At 38.6% G+C, this 17593-nt stretch carries 12 protein-coding genes; 2 read left to right on the forward strand and 10 right to left on the reverse strand.

Annotated features, from left to right (window positions below; translation table 11 throughout):
• A complete protein-coding gene (locus QBE53_17000) occupies nt 1-1458 on the reverse strand; it encodes an MFS transporter (GenBank protein ID WZL81474.1) in 1458 nt (485 codons plus the stop codon).
• Nucleotides 1459-1620: 162 nt separating this feature from the next.
• Here QBE53_17000 and QBE53_17005 point away from each other — a divergent pair, with 162 nt between their 5' ends.
• Nucleotides 1621-2856: a helix-turn-helix domain-containing protein gene (locus QBE53_17005; GenBank protein WZL81475.1), complete on the forward strand. Its 1236-nt coding sequence runs from the start codon at nt 1621-1623 to the stop codon at nt 2854-2856.
• Between the two features lie 16 nt (nt 2857-2872).
• Here QBE53_17005 and QBE53_17010 read toward each other — a convergent pair whose 3' ends face one another.
• The 5 genes from QBE53_17010 to QBE53_17030 form a co-directional block, all read right to left on the reverse strand.
• Nucleotides 2873-5047 carry a glycosyl hydrolase family 65 protein gene (locus QBE53_17010; protein WZL81476.1) on the reverse strand — a complete coding sequence of 725 codons (2175 nt, stop codon included), beginning with the start codon at nt 5045-5047 and terminating at the stop codon, nt 2873-2875.
• Between the two features lie 26 nt (nt 5048-5073).
• Entirely contained in the window at nt 5074-5910 is an 837-nt protein-coding gene (locus QBE53_17015) for a carbohydrate ABC transporter permease (GenBank protein WZL81477.1), read from the reverse strand.
• Nucleotides 5910-6785 carry a sugar ABC transporter permease gene (locus QBE53_17020; GenBank protein WZL81478.1) on the reverse strand — a complete coding sequence of 292 codons (876 nt, stop codon included), beginning with the start codon at nt 6783-6785 and terminating at the stop codon, nt 5910-5912. The genes QBE53_17015 and QBE53_17020 overlap by 1 nt, the downstream gene beginning before the upstream one ends.
• Nucleotides 6786-6872: 87 nt before the next feature.
• Nucleotides 6873-8180: an ABC transporter substrate-binding protein gene (locus QBE53_17025; GenBank protein ID WZL81479.1), complete on the reverse strand. Its 1308-nt coding sequence runs from the start codon at nt 8178-8180 to the stop codon at nt 6873-6875.
• A gap of 214 nt (nt 8181-8394) precedes the next feature.
• Nucleotides 8395-9366, reverse strand: coding sequence for a LacI family DNA-binding transcriptional regulator (locus tag QBE53_17030; protein ID WZL81480.1), 972 nt, complete (start codon nt 9364-9366; stop codon nt 8395-8397).
• A 160-nt stretch (nt 9367-9526) separates the two neighbouring features.
• On the opposite strand from QBE53_17030, the gene QBE53_17035 reads away from it, so the two are divergent.
• Nucleotides 9527-11035 carry a DUF1846 domain-containing protein gene (locus QBE53_17035; GenBank protein ID WZL81481.1) on the forward strand — a complete coding sequence of 503 codons (1509 nt, stop codon included), beginning with the start codon at nt 9527-9529 and terminating at the stop codon, nt 11033-11035.
• A gap of 83 nt (nt 11036-11118) precedes the next feature.
• Here the strand turns inward: QBE53_17035 and QBE53_17040 are convergent, their stop codons facing one another.
• The 4 genes from QBE53_17040 to QBE53_17055 all read right to left on the reverse strand — a co-directional run bounded on the left by QBE53_17040 (nt 11119) and on the right by QBE53_17055 (nt 17385).
• The gene (locus QBE53_17040) at nt 11119-13254 is read right to left on the reverse strand and encodes a glycoside hydrolase family 3 C-terminal domain-containing protein (protein ID WZL81482.1); all 2136 of its coding nucleotides are present in this window, start codon (nt 13252-13254) and stop codon (nt 11119-11121) included.
• Nucleotides 13255-13357: 103 nt separating this feature from the next.
• On the reverse strand, nt 13358-14059 hold the full coding sequence (locus tag QBE53_17045) for a GDSL-type esterase/lipase family protein (GenBank protein ID WZL81483.1): 702 nt from the start codon (nt 14057-14059) through the stop codon (nt 13358-13360).
• A gap of 1 nt (nt 14060) precedes the next feature.
• Nucleotides 14061-16682: a hypothetical protein gene (locus tag QBE53_17050; GenBank protein ID WZL81484.1), complete on the reverse strand. Its 2622-nt coding sequence runs from the start codon at nt 16680-16682 to the stop codon at nt 14061-14063.
• Between the two features lie 40 nt (nt 16683-16722).
• Nucleotides 16723-17385 carry a DUF1961 family protein gene (locus QBE53_17055; GenBank protein ID WZL81485.1) on the reverse strand — a complete coding sequence of 221 codons (663 nt, stop codon included), beginning with the start codon at nt 17383-17385 and terminating at the stop codon, nt 16723-16725.
• Nucleotides 17386-17593 lie beyond the last annotated feature (208 nt).

A 17593-nucleotide genomic window follows, 5' to 3' on the forward strand; every position in this document is an offset into this window, starting at 1 on the left:
TTATGCTTGCTGCATTTCTATTTCTTTTTTTCGTTCATGAATCGCTTGTTGAACTTCATTCATTTTTTCTCCATCAAGTTCATAAAATTTCATTGCAATTAGGGATATAATCCATGCAATTGATGGTATTCCAACAAAGAAGAATAAGCCCATTGCAAAAAGTTCCGGTGTTTGTGGCGTATCTATCGTCGGAAATGTTTCTTTGAATCCGATTGTTGCCAATAAAAATCCGATGACTGCTGTTGAAATGGATGACACCATCTTATCCACAAAGGAAAATATAGTTCCCATCATCCCCGGTATATATTTATCACTTTGATATACTTCATAATCGGCACAATCTGCAATCATTGGAATCACAATATTACCTCCAACATTCATCACTCCACTAAGCAGTGCCCATATAATGAGAAAGGCTATAGCTGACCCACTTATGGGTGTTAAAGATATCGTTGTTAAATCCACTATATTCATAAAAGCAAACAAGATTGCAATAAAGAGTAGACTCAATTTTGTTGCAATAACATAGGCTTTTTTTATACCCAGCTTTTTTGCATACCCAATTCCCCAAAAAGTAATGAGGATTGTTGGAATCGCTGTAATCATTTGTAGCTTTCCAGACAATTCATAGTTGCCCATAAGGATTCCATAAATAATCACAAGAACCACCGAGTTACGCATGGTTAGACTTGCTAATTTGTCTGTTGAAGCCGCAACAATCAACATCTGAAGTGGGCGATTTTTTTTAATGACAGGAACATAATCACGAAATCGAAGGCGAATGGCTTCGCCACTTCCCCAATTTTTTTCCACATCTTTTGTCCAGATAGAGATCACCGCTAAAACTGTAAAAATCGCAGACGCTATGGCAGCAATAAAAAATGCTTCTGTAAAAAATCCCATTGTAAACCCTGCATGTTTCGGAACAAGTACAGAGGCTACCAACGTCTGGCCTCCGACAAATAAAATCGTATTATAGATGGCATCAAAAAGAGTGAACATCGGGCGTTGCTTTGGATCATTCGTTAGAACCGTTTGCGCCGCTTTTGTAGAGGCCGTCTGAAAAGTATACCCAATAATATATAGCATATACATCCCAATAAAATATATTAGGCGAATACTTTCTGGCATGCGATGTGTTGTAAATAGAATAATTGCTGTGGTTCCCGCAAGAATTATATTTCCGCCAATCATAAAGGGGCGAAACTTACCAAACTTTGAGCGGGTCTTATCAATAAAAAATCCAATAAGCGGGTCTGTAATTCCATCCCATATTCTTGAAAATGTTAGTATAGAGCTGACGGCAACGACGAGTAAGCCTGCAATTCCTGTTGCATAATATGCAATAAAGAAAAACAAGAACATATATAGATTTGTTGCTGTATTGTTGAGGGCAAAAAAACCAATTTGCCATGTTTTTGCTGAATTATACACAATATCTGAACCTTTTTGTTCCATTCTTAATCCTCCTAAGTGTAAGCATCTTTATTTGACGTTCACAAACTTTCTTCCGCGCGTTGAAGTCGTTGATAAACTATGTTGTTATTATAGGGTTTTTTTTTGAAATGTGTTATACTTATATTATATTTATAAGCACAATATTATATTTAGGAGAAAAACATGTTATATATTCACTTCCACCAGACCATTATCCAAAGTATGTTCCATCTAAACGAATTGTCCCATTTAGATATTGTCTGGTTTTCCAGAAACTATCGTGAGGAATATAGTTTTATCAGCCACTCTATTCCCAGCGCAATTGATTTTAATATTGCCAAAGAGTTTCCTCTCATCGAAGAAAAAATATTTGACTCTTCCGGATTGACCTATTGCTGTGCTGCAACTCACGGTTTTCTAGAATTTATCTTCATCCCATTAATGTATGAAGACGTCAAAGAAGGCTTCATACGCATTGGTCCTTTTCTTTCTACTGTACTTCAGGAAACTCAAATTAGTCAACTGTTTCATGCCCTCAAATTATCTGTACGTGATCAACAGCATCTTCGCCACTATTACGAAGCATTACCCTTGCTTGCGAGTAATACCAATGCCAATCTTGGGTATTTGGGTATGAATCTTTTTGGTCAATCGATGCCTATTGTCCGTGAAAGTCATTATCAATCAGAGCATTCGGCTATCATTTCCAATGACATCCATAGCTCAACGACGGAAAATATTGCTCTTATTGAAGAACGATATAAACATGAACATCTTCTTCGTCAAGCCTTTCGTGAAAATAATCGTGCATTGCTTGATACGGTCATCCATTATTTTGAGACATCTGCAAATTTTCGAGATCGCGTGCCCAAAAATCCACTCCGTTCCACCAAAAATCTTGCCTTTGCCTATAACACTGTTTTGCGCCATGCCTCTGAAGACGCCGGTTTACACCCTGTATATCTTGATCGTCTCTCCTTTAAGTATGCCTTGCTAATCGAACAATCAACAACAAGGACTCAAGTACGCCAATTACATCGCGAGATGTTCAACGGGTATTTTAATGCGGTCTCAAAATATGTATTCAAACAATATTCTCCATTTGTTCAGCGTGTCATTCACTATATTCAACTAAATATTGACAAGACACTGACACCTTCACATTTGGCAAAACATTTTCATGTACAGGCTTCCAATTTATCTACTCTCTTTAAAAAAGAAACCGGAAAGACCATTTCAACTTTTGTACACGAACTCCAAATAGCTGAAGCCTGTTATTACCTTGAGACCACCACGCTTACAGTCAGCGAGATAAGCACGATGCTTGGCATTAACGACGCCAATTATTTTACCCGTCTGTTTAAAAAAATAAAAAAAATGCCCCCTAGCGTCTATCGAAAAGGGCATTTTAAATACTAATTTATGTATTAGGAACCTATTTTTTTATTATCTTCGTATCTTCCTGGGTCACATGAACTTCATAAATCTGATTCTTAATTTTCATACAAAAAGAATATTCCTCCCAGTTTTTGGGGATTTGCGGACGAAACTTTGGCATATTATCTTCCATTCTAAATCCTGCAAAACCGTAGACAATCCCCAACCAGGCTCCTGCCATATTGGCAGCATGTATACCATCCTTGGCATTATGATGGATATCCTCGATATCTGTTTTTGCCGTTTTCATATAGTATTCATAGCTTTTATCCAGCTCATCCAGTTCTGCCGCCATAATACCATAGATACAATTTGACAACGAGGAATCATGTGTCGTTATTTTTTCATAATACTCAAAATCTCGCCTCTTTTGTTCTAAGGAAAATCTTGTCGGCTGCAATAGCTCTGCCAAAACTACATCTGCTTGTTTACATACCTGATGCCTATATAGTGTCAACGGATGATAGTGCATCAATAGTGGGTAGTTTTCCTTAGGCGTATTCTTAAAATCCCATACCGGTTTTGATAAAAACCCATCATCTTGGGCATAAATCTGTAACGTTTGATCATAAGGCACATACATATCTTTTACAGCCTTTTTGGCCTTCGCATAATCAAATCCCTCTAATAAGGTTGACACCTTTAGATTATGGCGTTTTTCCTTGCTCTTATCCTCTGACAAGAGCTTGAGTAAAAACATAAATGCATCTTGCACCATAATATTGGTGTATGTATTATTATTCACTAAACAAGAATACTCATCTGGCCCTGTAACCTCATGAATACAAAAGCGTCCTTGATAATCGACATGCCCAATATCTAACCACAGATTTGCAATCTCAAGCAAAAGCTCCAAACCAAAGTCTTGCATAAACTCCCAATCTTGGGTTGCCTCATAATAGAGCTTGATTCCATATGCAATATCTGCATTAATATGATATTGTGCAGTTCCTGCCGGAAAAAACGATGAACATTCTTCACCATTAATTGTACGCCAAGGAAATAGGACGCCTTGTTGATGTCCCATCTGCTTGCTACGGATTCTTGCCTTTTCAAGGGTATTATAGCGAAACATCAAAAGGGCTTTTGCAATGTCTGGATTTGTATAAATATAAAATGGAAGCATATAGATTTCTGTGTCCCAAAAGTAATGCCCTTCATAACCTTCCCCTGTCATTGCTTTTGCGCTTATATTCGTATAGCCGTCTTTTCCCACATTTTGGGTTAGATGATATAGGTTTAAGCGAATAGCTTTTTGCATACTCTCATCACCTTTTATGACAATATCCATGCTTTCCCACTGTTGGCGCCACCATGCTTGATGCTCTTTTAGCCTTGCCGCATAACCGGCTTTTGCCAATTCTATAACTTGAGCCTTCCCATCCTCTTGCTCATTTTTGTCCATCCAAATATATTTATATAATGTAAGCATCGTGTCCTGATTAAACGTTCCTGCCCACGTATTCGCCTCTACCTTGACCTTCTCATCATTGACGCAAAACGTATTAAACACATGACAGTTATACTGCAACTTGGAATATTTTGTTGTTCCACTGACCAAAAGCATATTCGCATTTTCTTCATGACGTATAATGGTCATCGGTTCTTCTTTAAATTCGACACCTATTCTAGGATCATCTTCCTTACTAATGTTATGGCGTTGCGTCGCAATCATCGATTTTACTTCATAGTTCCCTTCCCCTTCATGAAACTGAATGGTGTATTTCATGCATATCAGATGTTTATGAATACTGGATGCAAAACGTGTCGAGCATATAGTAGCAACCGTTCCTTTTTTTGTCTCCCATCTAAACGCACGGTTTAAACATCCTGTTTGTAAGTCCAGTTCACGCTTATAGTTTGATATCAAGCTACTTTCTAAGGATAGTTCTTCATCATCTACATAGACTTGGACCACTTTTGGATCCGCTAAATTTAACATTACTTGACTTTGTTGCGGATAGGCAGTGAATTTTTCCCCATAATTGAGATCATAAAATTCATAGAATCCATTCAAGTACGTCCCGTGATGTCCAAAAGATAGATTCGCTTCTTCATAACTTCCTCGAAGGCTTAAGTATCCATTGCTTATGGTCATCAATGATTCATTTTTCAAATACTCTTGTCTGTCAATTTCTGTTTCTATATATTTCCACTGATTATCATTTGACATATTTAACCATCCTTAATTCATATCGTTTATTTTACGGCCCCTGAAGCGACGCCTTTAATAATATATTTTTGTGCTGCTATATAAAATACAATAATTGGTAAAATGGCCAACAACAACCCTGCCATCGCCATATTCCATTGAATTGTAAATTGTCCAAAAAATGACGCCGTTGATAATGGAATCGTACGCAATTGTTTATCCGAAAGCACTAGTGACGGCAATAAAAAGTCATTCCAAATCCAAATCATATCAAGAATCATCACGGTCACTGTTACAGGTTTTAACAACGGAAAAACAATTTTCCAAAAAACACGGAACTTGTTGCATCCATCAATCACTGCGGCTTCTTCAAGAGACCGAGGTATGGCTTTGATAAACCCGTGATACAAAAATACAGCCATACTTGCACCAAAACCAAGGTTCATATAGACAAGGCCAAATAAGGAATTGATAAATGGCAGCCCTGTTTTTTGAGACAATGAACTCATCACTTGCATCAGTGGCATCATTAATGTTTGAAACGGAATCAGCATTGTCGCCACAAAAACCATGAACAAAACTTTACTCACGATATTATCCACACGTACAATCATCCACGCCGCCATTGATGCCAATATGACAATAACAAAAAGCGATGTTGACGTCACGATAAATGAATTCTTGAATGCTTGTACAATATGCATTTTTTCCATGGCTTCCACAAAATAGACAAAGTCTAGACTATGTGGGAGCGCCAGCATATTTTCATATAGCTCAGCTCTATTTTTAAACGCATTGGTAACCACAATATACACTGGAGATAAGTAAACCATGCATAGAAGAATAAATCCTATTTCTGCAACTATTCGCATTATTTTTTTCATTACATGGACACCTCTCTTTTTTTAGTGATGGCAACTTGGACTAATGTGATGACCGCAACACTTAGGAAAAATATCATCGCTTTTGCTTGTCCATAGCCATAATTATTCAATGAAAATATTTCATTATAAATATTCATAGCAAACATTTCCGTAGCATTGTTGGGGCCTCCACCAGTTAAGGAAAAGTTAACGTCAAATATTTTAAAACTCATTGATAAGGTTAAAAACAGACAAATTGTAATGGATTGCATAATCATCGGTAGCTTGATATGCAACAACAAGTGCCAAAAACCTGCACCATCCACTTTTCCGGCTTCAATGACATCCTCTGGAATGGATTGTATTCCTGTAATATAGATAATCATCACATAGCCTGCCATTTGCCAAGTAGAGACAATTACAATGGCAACCAAGGCCAAGTCAGGGTCCGTCAGCCAATTAAAAAATATATGGGTCAGTCCTGTCATCTCGCCTACAGAACGCAACATATCTGAAAAAATAAATTTCCAAATATATCCTAAAATCAAGCCCCCAATAAGATATGGCATAAAAAGCATCGTACGTCCTAAGTTTCTTAATTTCAACTTACTGGTAACGATGAGTGCAAAACTAAATCCTAAAATGTTAATTATAACAACCGCTAAAACTGTATAATATAATGTATGTCCCGCTGACGTCAAAAAACGCTGGTCACTAAATAATTTCAGATAATTGTCTAGTCCTACAAATATTTTGGGGTTTAGCGGCATCCCATCCCAGGAAAAAAACGAGTACCCGATCCCCATAAAAAAAGGAACAATAACAACACTAATAAAAACTAGTGTTAGGGGTAATACAAACAGTAAATACCACAACATATCTTTTTTCTTTCTCATGTCATGCCTCCAATCAATGTATTGTAACTTTAAAGAAATCTAATGCGCATGCATTAGATTTCTTTATGAATAATATGCATTTAGGTTTTACTTACCCGCTTCAACAAAAGCTTCCGTTAGTTTTGTTAATAACTCCTCTGCACTCATATCTGTTGTAAAGAATTCTTCTGCGACCGGAACGAGATAGACATCAACAATTCCAGCTGGCCAATATGTTGACATTGGCCAAGATATTGTTTTTCCTTCTGCTGTATATCGTGCTACTTCCGCTGAAAGTGGATCAAGATCTGCGTTATCAACAGATTTTAGAATCGGAATGAACCCAAACTCTTCGCTTAAATATCTTTGTCCATTTTCACTGGTATATAACCATTCAAGAAATGCCTGTCCTGCTTGAATCTCTTCAGGTGCCGCCTGAGAGTTAACGTACCAGCTTGATGGTACACTAACTGCAATCTTATCATTACCTGCAATCGGCAATGGCATCATACCCATTTCAAAGTCAAGATCATAATCAGCAAACATTCCATATACCCAGTTACCTTGGTGAATTGATGCTGTTTTACCTGTAGCAAAATCACCTGTTTGTATATCATAATTAACATCCAACGGACTCACTGTATTTTCACGAACATCTACCATTAATTTTGCAAATTCAACAAACTCATTGTAGTCATTCATGGTAACTTCACCTGCAATCAATTGCTCTGTAAAAGCTTGTGGGTCTTCAACAAGTGCAAAGGGTGTATTTAAAATATGACCAATCATAAAATAGCTTTCTTGAGATAGGCTAAATCCATTAAGCCCTTCTGCTTGCTTTTCTATTAACATGGCTTCAAAAGCATCAATATCTTTAACCACTGTAGGCTCAATCATAGACTTATTATATACGACTCCAAAGCCTTCAACTGTATAAGGAACACCTACAAGTTTTCCATCAATAACATCTGCCATGCCCTCTGCAATATCATCTGCAAAAGAAATATCACTTAAATCTGCCAAGTATGGTGTTAATTCTATAGATTCCGATCCCGGTGCCAAACTAAAAACTGTGGGTCCTTGATTGTTACTTAATCGAATTCTTAACTGTTGAAGATAATCATCTCCTGTTGTTCCCCACACTTCAACTTCAACACCTGTCTCTTGCTCATATTCCTTTGCTAGCGCCTCAAGTTGATCAATAATTTCTACTTTGGATTGAAAGACCACAATCTTATCCACTGACTCTGCATCTGCATCCTTTGTCGCATCTGTCTCTGAACTTTCAGACGTACTTGCTGGCTCACCGCCATCCTTACCTCCATCGCTATCCGATGTATTCGCGCATGCTGTAAGCAACATACTCATAACCAATAATACTGCAATTAAGTGACTAACTCCTCTTTTTGTTTTCATAATAGCCCTCCTATTTTGTTTGGTAAAACGTTATACTAGGATTATAGGCTAGCCTTTATGCTTTGTCAACGCTTTTTTGTTTTTTATTAGTTATTATATACAAAAAAAGTATGTATCAACAGGTTTTTTAAACGTTTAATCCAAACCTATGAATACACACTTTTCATTTCATTGTTCTTTTTAATAAAACACAATGTTTTTTTACTAAAACATTTTACTTTCGATCCGGTGTCGTCTCTCGCCAAATAACTTTTGCCTCTACCAAAATATCATGCATCTGTTTTTTTCCTTTTATATATTCAATCAAATACTTTGCTGCGATAAACCCAAGCTCATACTTAGGAATATCCACAGTAGTAAGCCCCATAATTTGGGCAGATTGTTCATTATCAAATCCTGTAACTGCAACATCTTGAGGGACACGATGTCCATTTTCTTCTAAGGCTTTGATTGCACCAAGCGCCATATTGTCATTTGCACACACAAAGACTTCTGGAAGCTCTTGGCTTAAGATAAAAATCTTAGCTGCCAGATATCCACTTTTTTCCCGGTAATTCCCAGCATAATAGTAGTTTTCACTAAATTCAATGGCATTGAGTTCAAGCACATCCCGAAAAGCTTTGTAACGCTCAATTGTATCCAGTGTATGTTCCGGTCCCGCAATAAACGCAAATTTTTTATAGCCTTTGTCGACAAGACCTTGAACTAGTTTTTTCATCGGATTATAGTTGTCGATAATAACACTTTTTATATTTGGATTATCGATTTTGCGATCTAACACAACAATTGGATATTTTCGACTGGCAACGCTAATTAATAGTTCATCAGGAATTTTTTCGTCTAGAACGATACTACCTGCACTCATGTTGCTACGCATAAATTTTTCACATGATTTTTCTGTGATGATTGCAAGATCATAATCATAATCATTGACACAATCACTCATTCCATGAATGATTTTCAAATAAAAGCTTCGGTCAAAATCGCCAAAATTAAATAACAGCACATTACTTTTCCCTGATTTTAAAGCTCGTCCGGCACTGTTAGGATAATAATTTAGCTCTTTACAAATGTTTAAAACACGTTCTCGTGTTTCTTTACCTACATTTTTTCGTCCGTTTAATACATTTGAAACTGTAGAAATTGATACACCTGCTTTTTTTGCCACATCCTTTATTCCACTCATATCGCTCTCCTTATCAACAAATTTCATATAGTTATTATACTACTTTTTAGTAAAATCACAAACATTTTACCAATTCGAAGCGAGATTTTAAAAACTCCTTTACTTATCTTCGTACCTGATTTACTATATAATATAGTAAATCTAAACTCTGGAGGATATTATGAAAAAAGGTTTCGACCCCAAAAAATATTTAGAAGAACAATCCAAATATATTCTAGAACGTGTGGACAATTATGATAAACTATATCTTGAATTTGGCGGCAAATTACTCTTTGATATGCATGCGAAACGTGTGTTGCCCGGCTATGATGAAAATGCAAAGCTTGAACTTTTAAAAAAATTACGTGATAAGCTAGAAATCATCATCTGTCTCTATGCTGGCGACCTTGAACGTAACAAAATCCGCAGCGATTTTGGAATTTCGTATGATATGGACGTCTATAAGCTTATTGATGACTTACGTTCACAAAATCTTCTTGTCAATAGCGTAGTCATCACGCGCTATGATAATCAACCTTCTGCCAACGTCTTTATCAATAAACTGGCACAAAAAGGCATCAAAGTCTATAAACATCAATCAACAAAAGGCTATCCTACAGATATCGACACTATTGTCAGTGAAGAAGGCTACGGTCAAAACCCATACATCGAAACGTCTAAGCCTATTATTGCCGTTACCGGACCTGGCCCTGGTAGTGGAAAACTTGCCACATGCCTTAGCCAACTCTATCATGAAAACAAGATGGGTAATCGTATTGGCTACTCGAAGTTTGAGACCTTCCCCGTATGGAACCTGGCACTAAAGCATCCGGTCAACATCGCTTATGAAGCTGCTACTGCTGATTTAAAAGACGTGAATATGCTGGACTCTTTTCACATTGAAGCCTATAACGAAGTAGCTGTCAATTATAATCGCGATATGGAAACCTTCCCTGTGCTTAAGCGCATTATCGAAAAAATAACCGGTGTAGATTCACACTATCAATCACCAACGGATATGGGTGTCAATTGTATTGCAAGCGGTATAGTGGATGATGAAATCGTACGAGAGGCTTCACGCCAAGAAATTATTCGCCGATACTTTAAAACAAGTTGCGAATATAAGAAAGGCTTAACCGATCAGGAGACACTTGATCGCATTAAATTAATCATGGATGAGATGAAGATTAAGATTACTGACCGCGCTGTCGTTGAACCGGCTTGGAGATATCTTGAAGAACTAGACACTTCACATCCAGAGCAATCTTCCCATCACGTCGTCTCCATCGAACTGTGTAAGGGTCACATCGTTACCGGTAGAACCAGTGATATCATGGACGCCTCAGCAGCCGCCATCCTTAATGCTGTCAAACATTATGCAAAGATTGAAGATGATGTCCATCTCCTTGCACCTGCTATTTTAGATCCGATTATTCGTCTCAAAAAAGAGAATCTGGGCAACCATTTTCCAATCCTTAACAGCGAGGAAGTCCTTCTTGCTCTAAGTATTAGCGCCGCTTTTAACCCGATTGCTCAAGTGGCTCTTGATAATTTGTATAAACTTAAAAACTGTCAAGCCCACTCCACAAGTATACTTAGTGCCAATAATGAAAGTACCTACCGCAAGCTAGAACTGGAATTCACCTGTGATCCGGCCTTCTCCTCCGATAGTTTATTCTACAACAACTAAAAACCATCCCTTCGGTTCTTATAAAGAATCTTGTAAAAAAAGCAATACCCCTTAATGGAGTATTGCTTTTTTGTTTCCTTACTTTATGCTTTAACCTCAAGCGTTGCCACACAGGCACCACTAAGTTCTTCACTGCGTTCATCCGGTTGAAACCCTCCAAAGGAGATTTGATAGCTCGCCTTAGGGAGTGTTTTGCTTCCTTCTTCATCATAGAGCACAAAGGCTTCTAGCGGCAGATGAATGGTAACCGTCTGGGCCTCTTGTGGGTCTAGATAGACTTTCTTAATGCCTTTTAACTGCCCATGGGGGGCACCATCCACCATGGCCTTAACATAGACTTGCACTGTCTCTGTCCCTGGACGACTTCCCATATTCTTCACATCGCCTTGAACCGTTATCCCTTCTTGTGTGACTTGCGTCGAAGATACTGTAATATTTGAATACTCAAAGTCCACATAGGATAGACCGTACCCAAACGGATACAAGGGTTGGGTCTTCATATAGCGATAAGTCCTATCTTCCATAGAATAATCAGTAAATGCAGGCAATTCCTCTGTTGACTTATAGAAAGTCACCGGCAACCGTCCTTCGGGTGAACAGTCTCCAAACAAGACATTGGCAATAGCTCTTCCCCCTTGGGCTCCCGGATACCATCCTTGAAGTATGGCTGGGACCTTGTCTTGTGCGTAGTTTATCGCCAATGCACTCCCGGACAGAAGAACCAAAACAACAGGCTTTCCGCTTTCCACCATGATTCGAAGGATATCTTCTTGAAGTCCCGGCAGATTAAGATCTGCTTTATCACCGCTCGCGTACTGATTTCCTTCATCGCCTTCTTCACCTTCCAAACCTGAATCCAAGCCTAAGCATGCAATGACAACATCACTCTGGGCACACACACCCTTGACTTCAGCCAGACGGTCATTTTTGGTGCCTAGCCCGCTTATTTGGTCTTTGTAAAGGTGACAGCCTTCTGAATACATCACCCGCGCCTGATCGCCCACATAATCTTGAATTCCTTCTAAAACAGTGACATAACGTGACGCCGTTCCTTCGTAATTTCCTACCAAGGCTCTACGATTATTGGCATTGGGTCCAATAACTCCAATGGTCTTAAGTTTATTCAAATCTAATGGCAAGATTTTCTTGGCATTTTTTAAGAGAACGATACTTTTTTCTGCCGCCTTTATATTTAAGGCGCGCATCGACTGACTATCAACAACCCTATAGTCTATCGCATTAAATTCTCCGGCTTCATCGCCATCAAATAGTCCCAGCTTCATCCGTGTGGTAAACAGTCGAATAACCGCTTCATCTAGAGTTTTTTCCTCTAACAGTCCCTTTTTAACCGCATCTTCCAAGTAAAAAAACTGGTTGCCACAATTTAGATCACATCCATGATTCATGGCCATTGCTACGGACTCGGTTGAATTTTTTGTCACATGATGATGTTCATGAAAATCACGAATTGCCCAGCAATCTGAAACCACATGGCCTTCAAATCCCCAACTGTCCCGAAGAATCTCCTGCAAAAGAGTAGGGCTTCCACAGCAGGGCTCACCATTGGTTCGATTATATGCCCCCATAATTGCTTCAACTTTTGCTTCTTGGACACATGCCTTAAATGCAGGCAAATAGGTCTCATGCATGTCTTTTTTTGACGCTATAGCATCAAAGCTATGGCGTACATCCTCAGGACCACTATGCACCGCAAAGTGTTTTGCACAGGCTGCCGCCTTCATATAGTTTTCATCATGTCCTTGAATGCCTTGGACAAACCTTACACCAAGGCGACCTGATAAATAAGGGTCTTCTCCAAAAGTCTCATGTCCCCGTCCCCATCTTGGGTCTCTAAAAATATTGACATTAGGTGACCAGAAGGTCAATCCTTTGTATATATCTGTATCATTAAACTCCTGTTGCATGTTAAACTTTGCTCGCCCTTCCGTTGAAATAGCATCTGCAACGGTTTCAATAAAGTCTTCATCAAAGGTCGCCGCCAATCCTATCGCCTGTGGGAAAACCGTAGCTACTCCGGCCCTTGCCACACCATGCAATGCTTCGTTCCACCAATTGTAGGCTTTAATGCCTAGGCGCTCGATAGCCGGTGCTGCATGGAGTGTCTGAGATACTTTTTCTTCCAATGTCATCTGACGGACAAGTTCTTTGGCACGTTTGCGAAACGCCTTATTTTTTTCCTGATTATACACTAGCTCCATAACATTCTCCTTTAGTCTTTTTACTTTTTATTATAAAGGATTTTTGATGGAATGCCTTCTCTCATCTTGTCAAACACTGCTTATATATTGCTATTTTTATTTTTCACTCTATCCATTGGCGTATCGCATCGCCGATGACTTTTGCATAGAGATTGGCTCCTTGCATATTTAGGTGTACATGATCTTCTAGATAATAAGTACCCAAAGCATGAAGATCATAGTTCAAGATTTTTTTTGTGATGGTAGCAACATCGACAAACGGTACGTTATGCATCGCGGCAATGGTCTTGATCTCTGCCACATATGCCTTGATATCCTTGACCATGGGGCGTAATGTCGCTTCTTCATGGGAGTAGATATCAATAAGAATCGGTGCTAATACGATAAGATTCACCTTTTGCTTTCTTGCCGCACTCAAGATGATCTCATAATAAGTTTTTAGCTCCTCAATGGGGGTATAGCGCTCCGGCTTGTCCCTTGCTATATCATTATGAGCAAACTGCATAATAAGCCAGTCATGGGCTTTAATGTTACTAAAAATATCAAGATGTCGATTTTCTCGAATGAAGGACTTAAGCGAGCGACCGGCCATCCCACAATTATCAATGATAAAGCGCTCGCTCTCAAAGCATCGTTGTTGCTCAAAAACACACTGCAACCGATGATAACTATCCAAAAGTTCCCCATCCAGATATTCATGCAGTCGCTCTCCCCAACCGTACTGGGGGCGTTTGTCCTTCGTATAGGCCTGCATGGTCGAATCCCCGGCCAAAAAAATATGTAGTTTTCTTTTTCCTTTTTCCATCTTATGCATCTCTAAATCCATCGTAGTCCAAGTCGTTAATAATGGCTGTTGTTGCTTCAAAATCTTTTGTAAGATGCTCCCCTATAAATTCTAGGCACATAATCATATTAAGACACCACTGGGCAACAAAATTCGTTGAAATCCAAGGTATCTCTACTAGTTCTTGATGATTTCCTTTGTTTATACTTCGATGTGTTTTAAACCCATCAAAATTATCGTATCCGACTAAAGAATTTAATAGAGTTGCCCATACTTTTTTTCCAAGTGCTTCATCCTTAAAGTAATCAGCACCAAAAGCTCCCATGGTCGCTGCCATAAATGGATATGAAAAAATCCGATCTCCAATAATGCCATGAGACTCCTCCATCTGCGTCTCATGGTCCAAGAAGTAGAACCGACCATAATCAGCAAGCATTTTTGCCCACTCCCTGTCATCCAGAAGTAAGGCTAACTCAAACCATATCTGGGGTGCTCCCATGCAAATCTGCAAATGAATACCGCCGGTGGTTTTCTCACCAATATATCTTAGATGATTGGTATAAGGGTCAAACTCAAAATCCGGTCCCGACATCAACTGCAGGGGTGCTTTTTTTATATCCTCGATGCCTGTTTTGATTTTATCACGATACCTCGAATCATTAAAACGTTCCCACTGGGTCATCCAATTCGAACATAGGGATGACCAATCCGGTCCGCTTCGGGCATGAGCTTTATAGACCATTTTATCTTGATCATAAAACGCCTCTAAGGGGTCTTTATTCAAAAAGGTTAGTTCATTATCTTTAAGTTCATCAAAAATATCTTCTAACCTAGAATCTCCCGTCATATAGTAATAAAAACGGTGGTGCCCTGCCATAGCAATTCTGGCTTCTTTGCAAGGACATCCCCAGTGTCTGACGTTGTGTCTAGAGCCTAAGCCTTTGAGCTGACCCATATGATATACATCAACCTCTGAGGTATGTCTGGATAATTTTTCGGCAAGGGTAAAAATATCTTCCCGACCGGTTCGCATAAACATAAGCCACAGCCAAAGGGTTGGCACAAGCTCCGTATTATCCCACGCATAACCGCCAATATCATACCTCCATTGATGTCTTGGTGCATCATATGTATGCATAAAATCACCATAATTAAACAAGCCATACCAATGTCTTTGCTTCACCTCATTGAGGTAAAAATCAACAGCCCGGTCAAGTTGTTCTTCAATCCATACTTCCATCGGTGTCTCTTTTTTAACCATGGACCAGTGCCCAAAAGCTTTTAACTGATGATAATACTCTGGCTTGCCAACATACACTGGCGGCTGATTAATCTGGCGCGAAAAGTCAATTAGCTTTTCATCGGATGGAATAATATTGGAATCAAAAATAATGGAAAACTCAGATGTCGACCCAATACCATAGGGTGTTGCGCCCTTAAAGTCATAGCCTTCGTAGCATACCGCATTATATCCTCGGTTGGCATAATGCCTAAAATCCATGGGTTGTGCTTGAGGTGACCAAATCCACATCGTTGCATTTGCCAGGTCTTGGTCCAAATCTTTAATCGTATAACCACTAGGGTATTTTTCCCAAAAATCTCTTGTCCCTAAGATGACAGATCCATTCTCATCTCCAAAAGCTATCGTCCCCTTGGTCTGCGTTCCTCGAAGACTATCAATATAACAAAGGTTCTCTCCAAATAATTTTTTCTTGATTAAAAAACTGTTGTGGCTGGATTGACATAAATCAAATTCACTCCAGTAAGGGGTGTTGTTCATGATAAAGTCTATATCCGCTTGCTGTTCCATAGGAAAATCAATGGTTTCCCCATCCATTTGTGCCTCATAGACTTTTTTTGCAATTGGCGGACGCCAAGAAACTAACGGTACAACACTTTCATGAAACGTCCCAAAGTCTGTCTCCATTTTGATATGCCGGTTATACATAGGACTCTGCATCGGTTTATCAAAGGTAACCCCAAGCCCTTTTAGAAAATCTTTATCCTCATCGCCATCATATAAAAACGTATAGGTCATATCGATTTTTTCACTATTCAATCCAACTTTTAGGCGAATAATAAACGGGATTTTTTGATCGGTTGCATTGATATGTATCCCTTCGTACTTAACAATCACCTGTAGGTCTCCACCTTGTTCAATGCTACAGTTTTCAATTTTAGACCGATAGGTCTTATCAAACCTTGCGTTATACCCATTCATCTGTGCCGGTTCTTCAAGGATTAACGTTGACTGGCCGTTTAAGAGGGTTAACTTTCCATCGACATAAATTTCATCAAAAATTTTGTCTGAATGTTTTGTAATCTTCATCAAAATCTTGTTCGTATCAATGCTTATCTCTTCTTTTGTCTCTTCAATCTTGATACCTTCGATTGTACTGCTTTTTTCACCTTCTACTGCCAAGACTTCAATGGTATCTGATAAATTGGTTGCATCTGCCGTGTGTTTTGTCCATTTTATACTTTTATCCGGCCAAAAGGCTGTCACTTTCGTGTCCATTGGAAGCGTCTGTTTATCACTGATAAGCCTAAACGCCGTCGCATCTTTATATTGTCCCTTTTCCCATATACAACCAAATGTTGTATATCCCTTTTTTGTCCTGTTTTCTAGGTTTTTTAATTTCATTTTATCTCCTTGGCGTACCTGTTTGACACTTGAACATATGTTATATTTCAAAAACTTTTAAATTCTTATATTGAGCTGTTAGTGGTGCTAGCTGACGAAAGCCTATCTTTCCTCCATAAAGTCGCTCACCATAGGTTATACCGTCATCCTCATAAGTAAACACGCATAGATCATTCACATAAAATTTAATCCATTTATCTTTTTTTGTTACAGTAATTTTATAAAAATCATTGATATGATAGGAACAAGGAATCGGATCAGCTCCTTGTGCCACAAGATGAAAACCACTGCTCTTTCTTAAATTACAGGTATGGAAACTCTTCTCGTCTTGCTCTTTACGTCGAAAATACGATACGTGAAATGCGTTGATATCACTACTATGATACTGAGGATATTCTCCTGTTCTCTTCTTTAACTTTTTATCAAATAAATCGACACCACCTTGCCCTGTTGCCCCAAAAAACATTATACATAAGCCATCATTGCTTAAAGGTTTAAACTCCCATTCAATTTTTATATTCTCCGGAAAATCCTCTGGACACCATAACACATAGTTTGCTTTTTGACCTTCTTCATTGGCTAGTGCGTTTTTTAGCTGCATGCTTTCATCAACAAAATCAATAATCGCTTTCCCTTCTAGGACAAAATCTTTGATGTCCTCTTTTGTTGATAATGCATTTTCATAAATTAACTTTTCATTCATAATGTATGCCTCCTTCATGTCATATGCCCATACTAAAACGAATACTGCTAAAAGTAAATAATCATTTTATAGGCAGTTTTTTCCCATCAAACCTCTATTTTAAAGGGATTCCACCCTTTGATTTCTCAAATATTATCATTATATAGCCTATGTTTTTGGGCAAAATACTCGAAAAAAAACCTCTATCTGTTCCAAAAACGGAATGGAT

Source organism: Vallitaleaceae bacterium 9-2, from assembly GCA_038396585.1.
In the GTDB taxonomy this organism is placed as follows: Bacteria; Bacillota; Clostridia; order Lachnospirales; family Vallitaleaceae; genus UBA1351.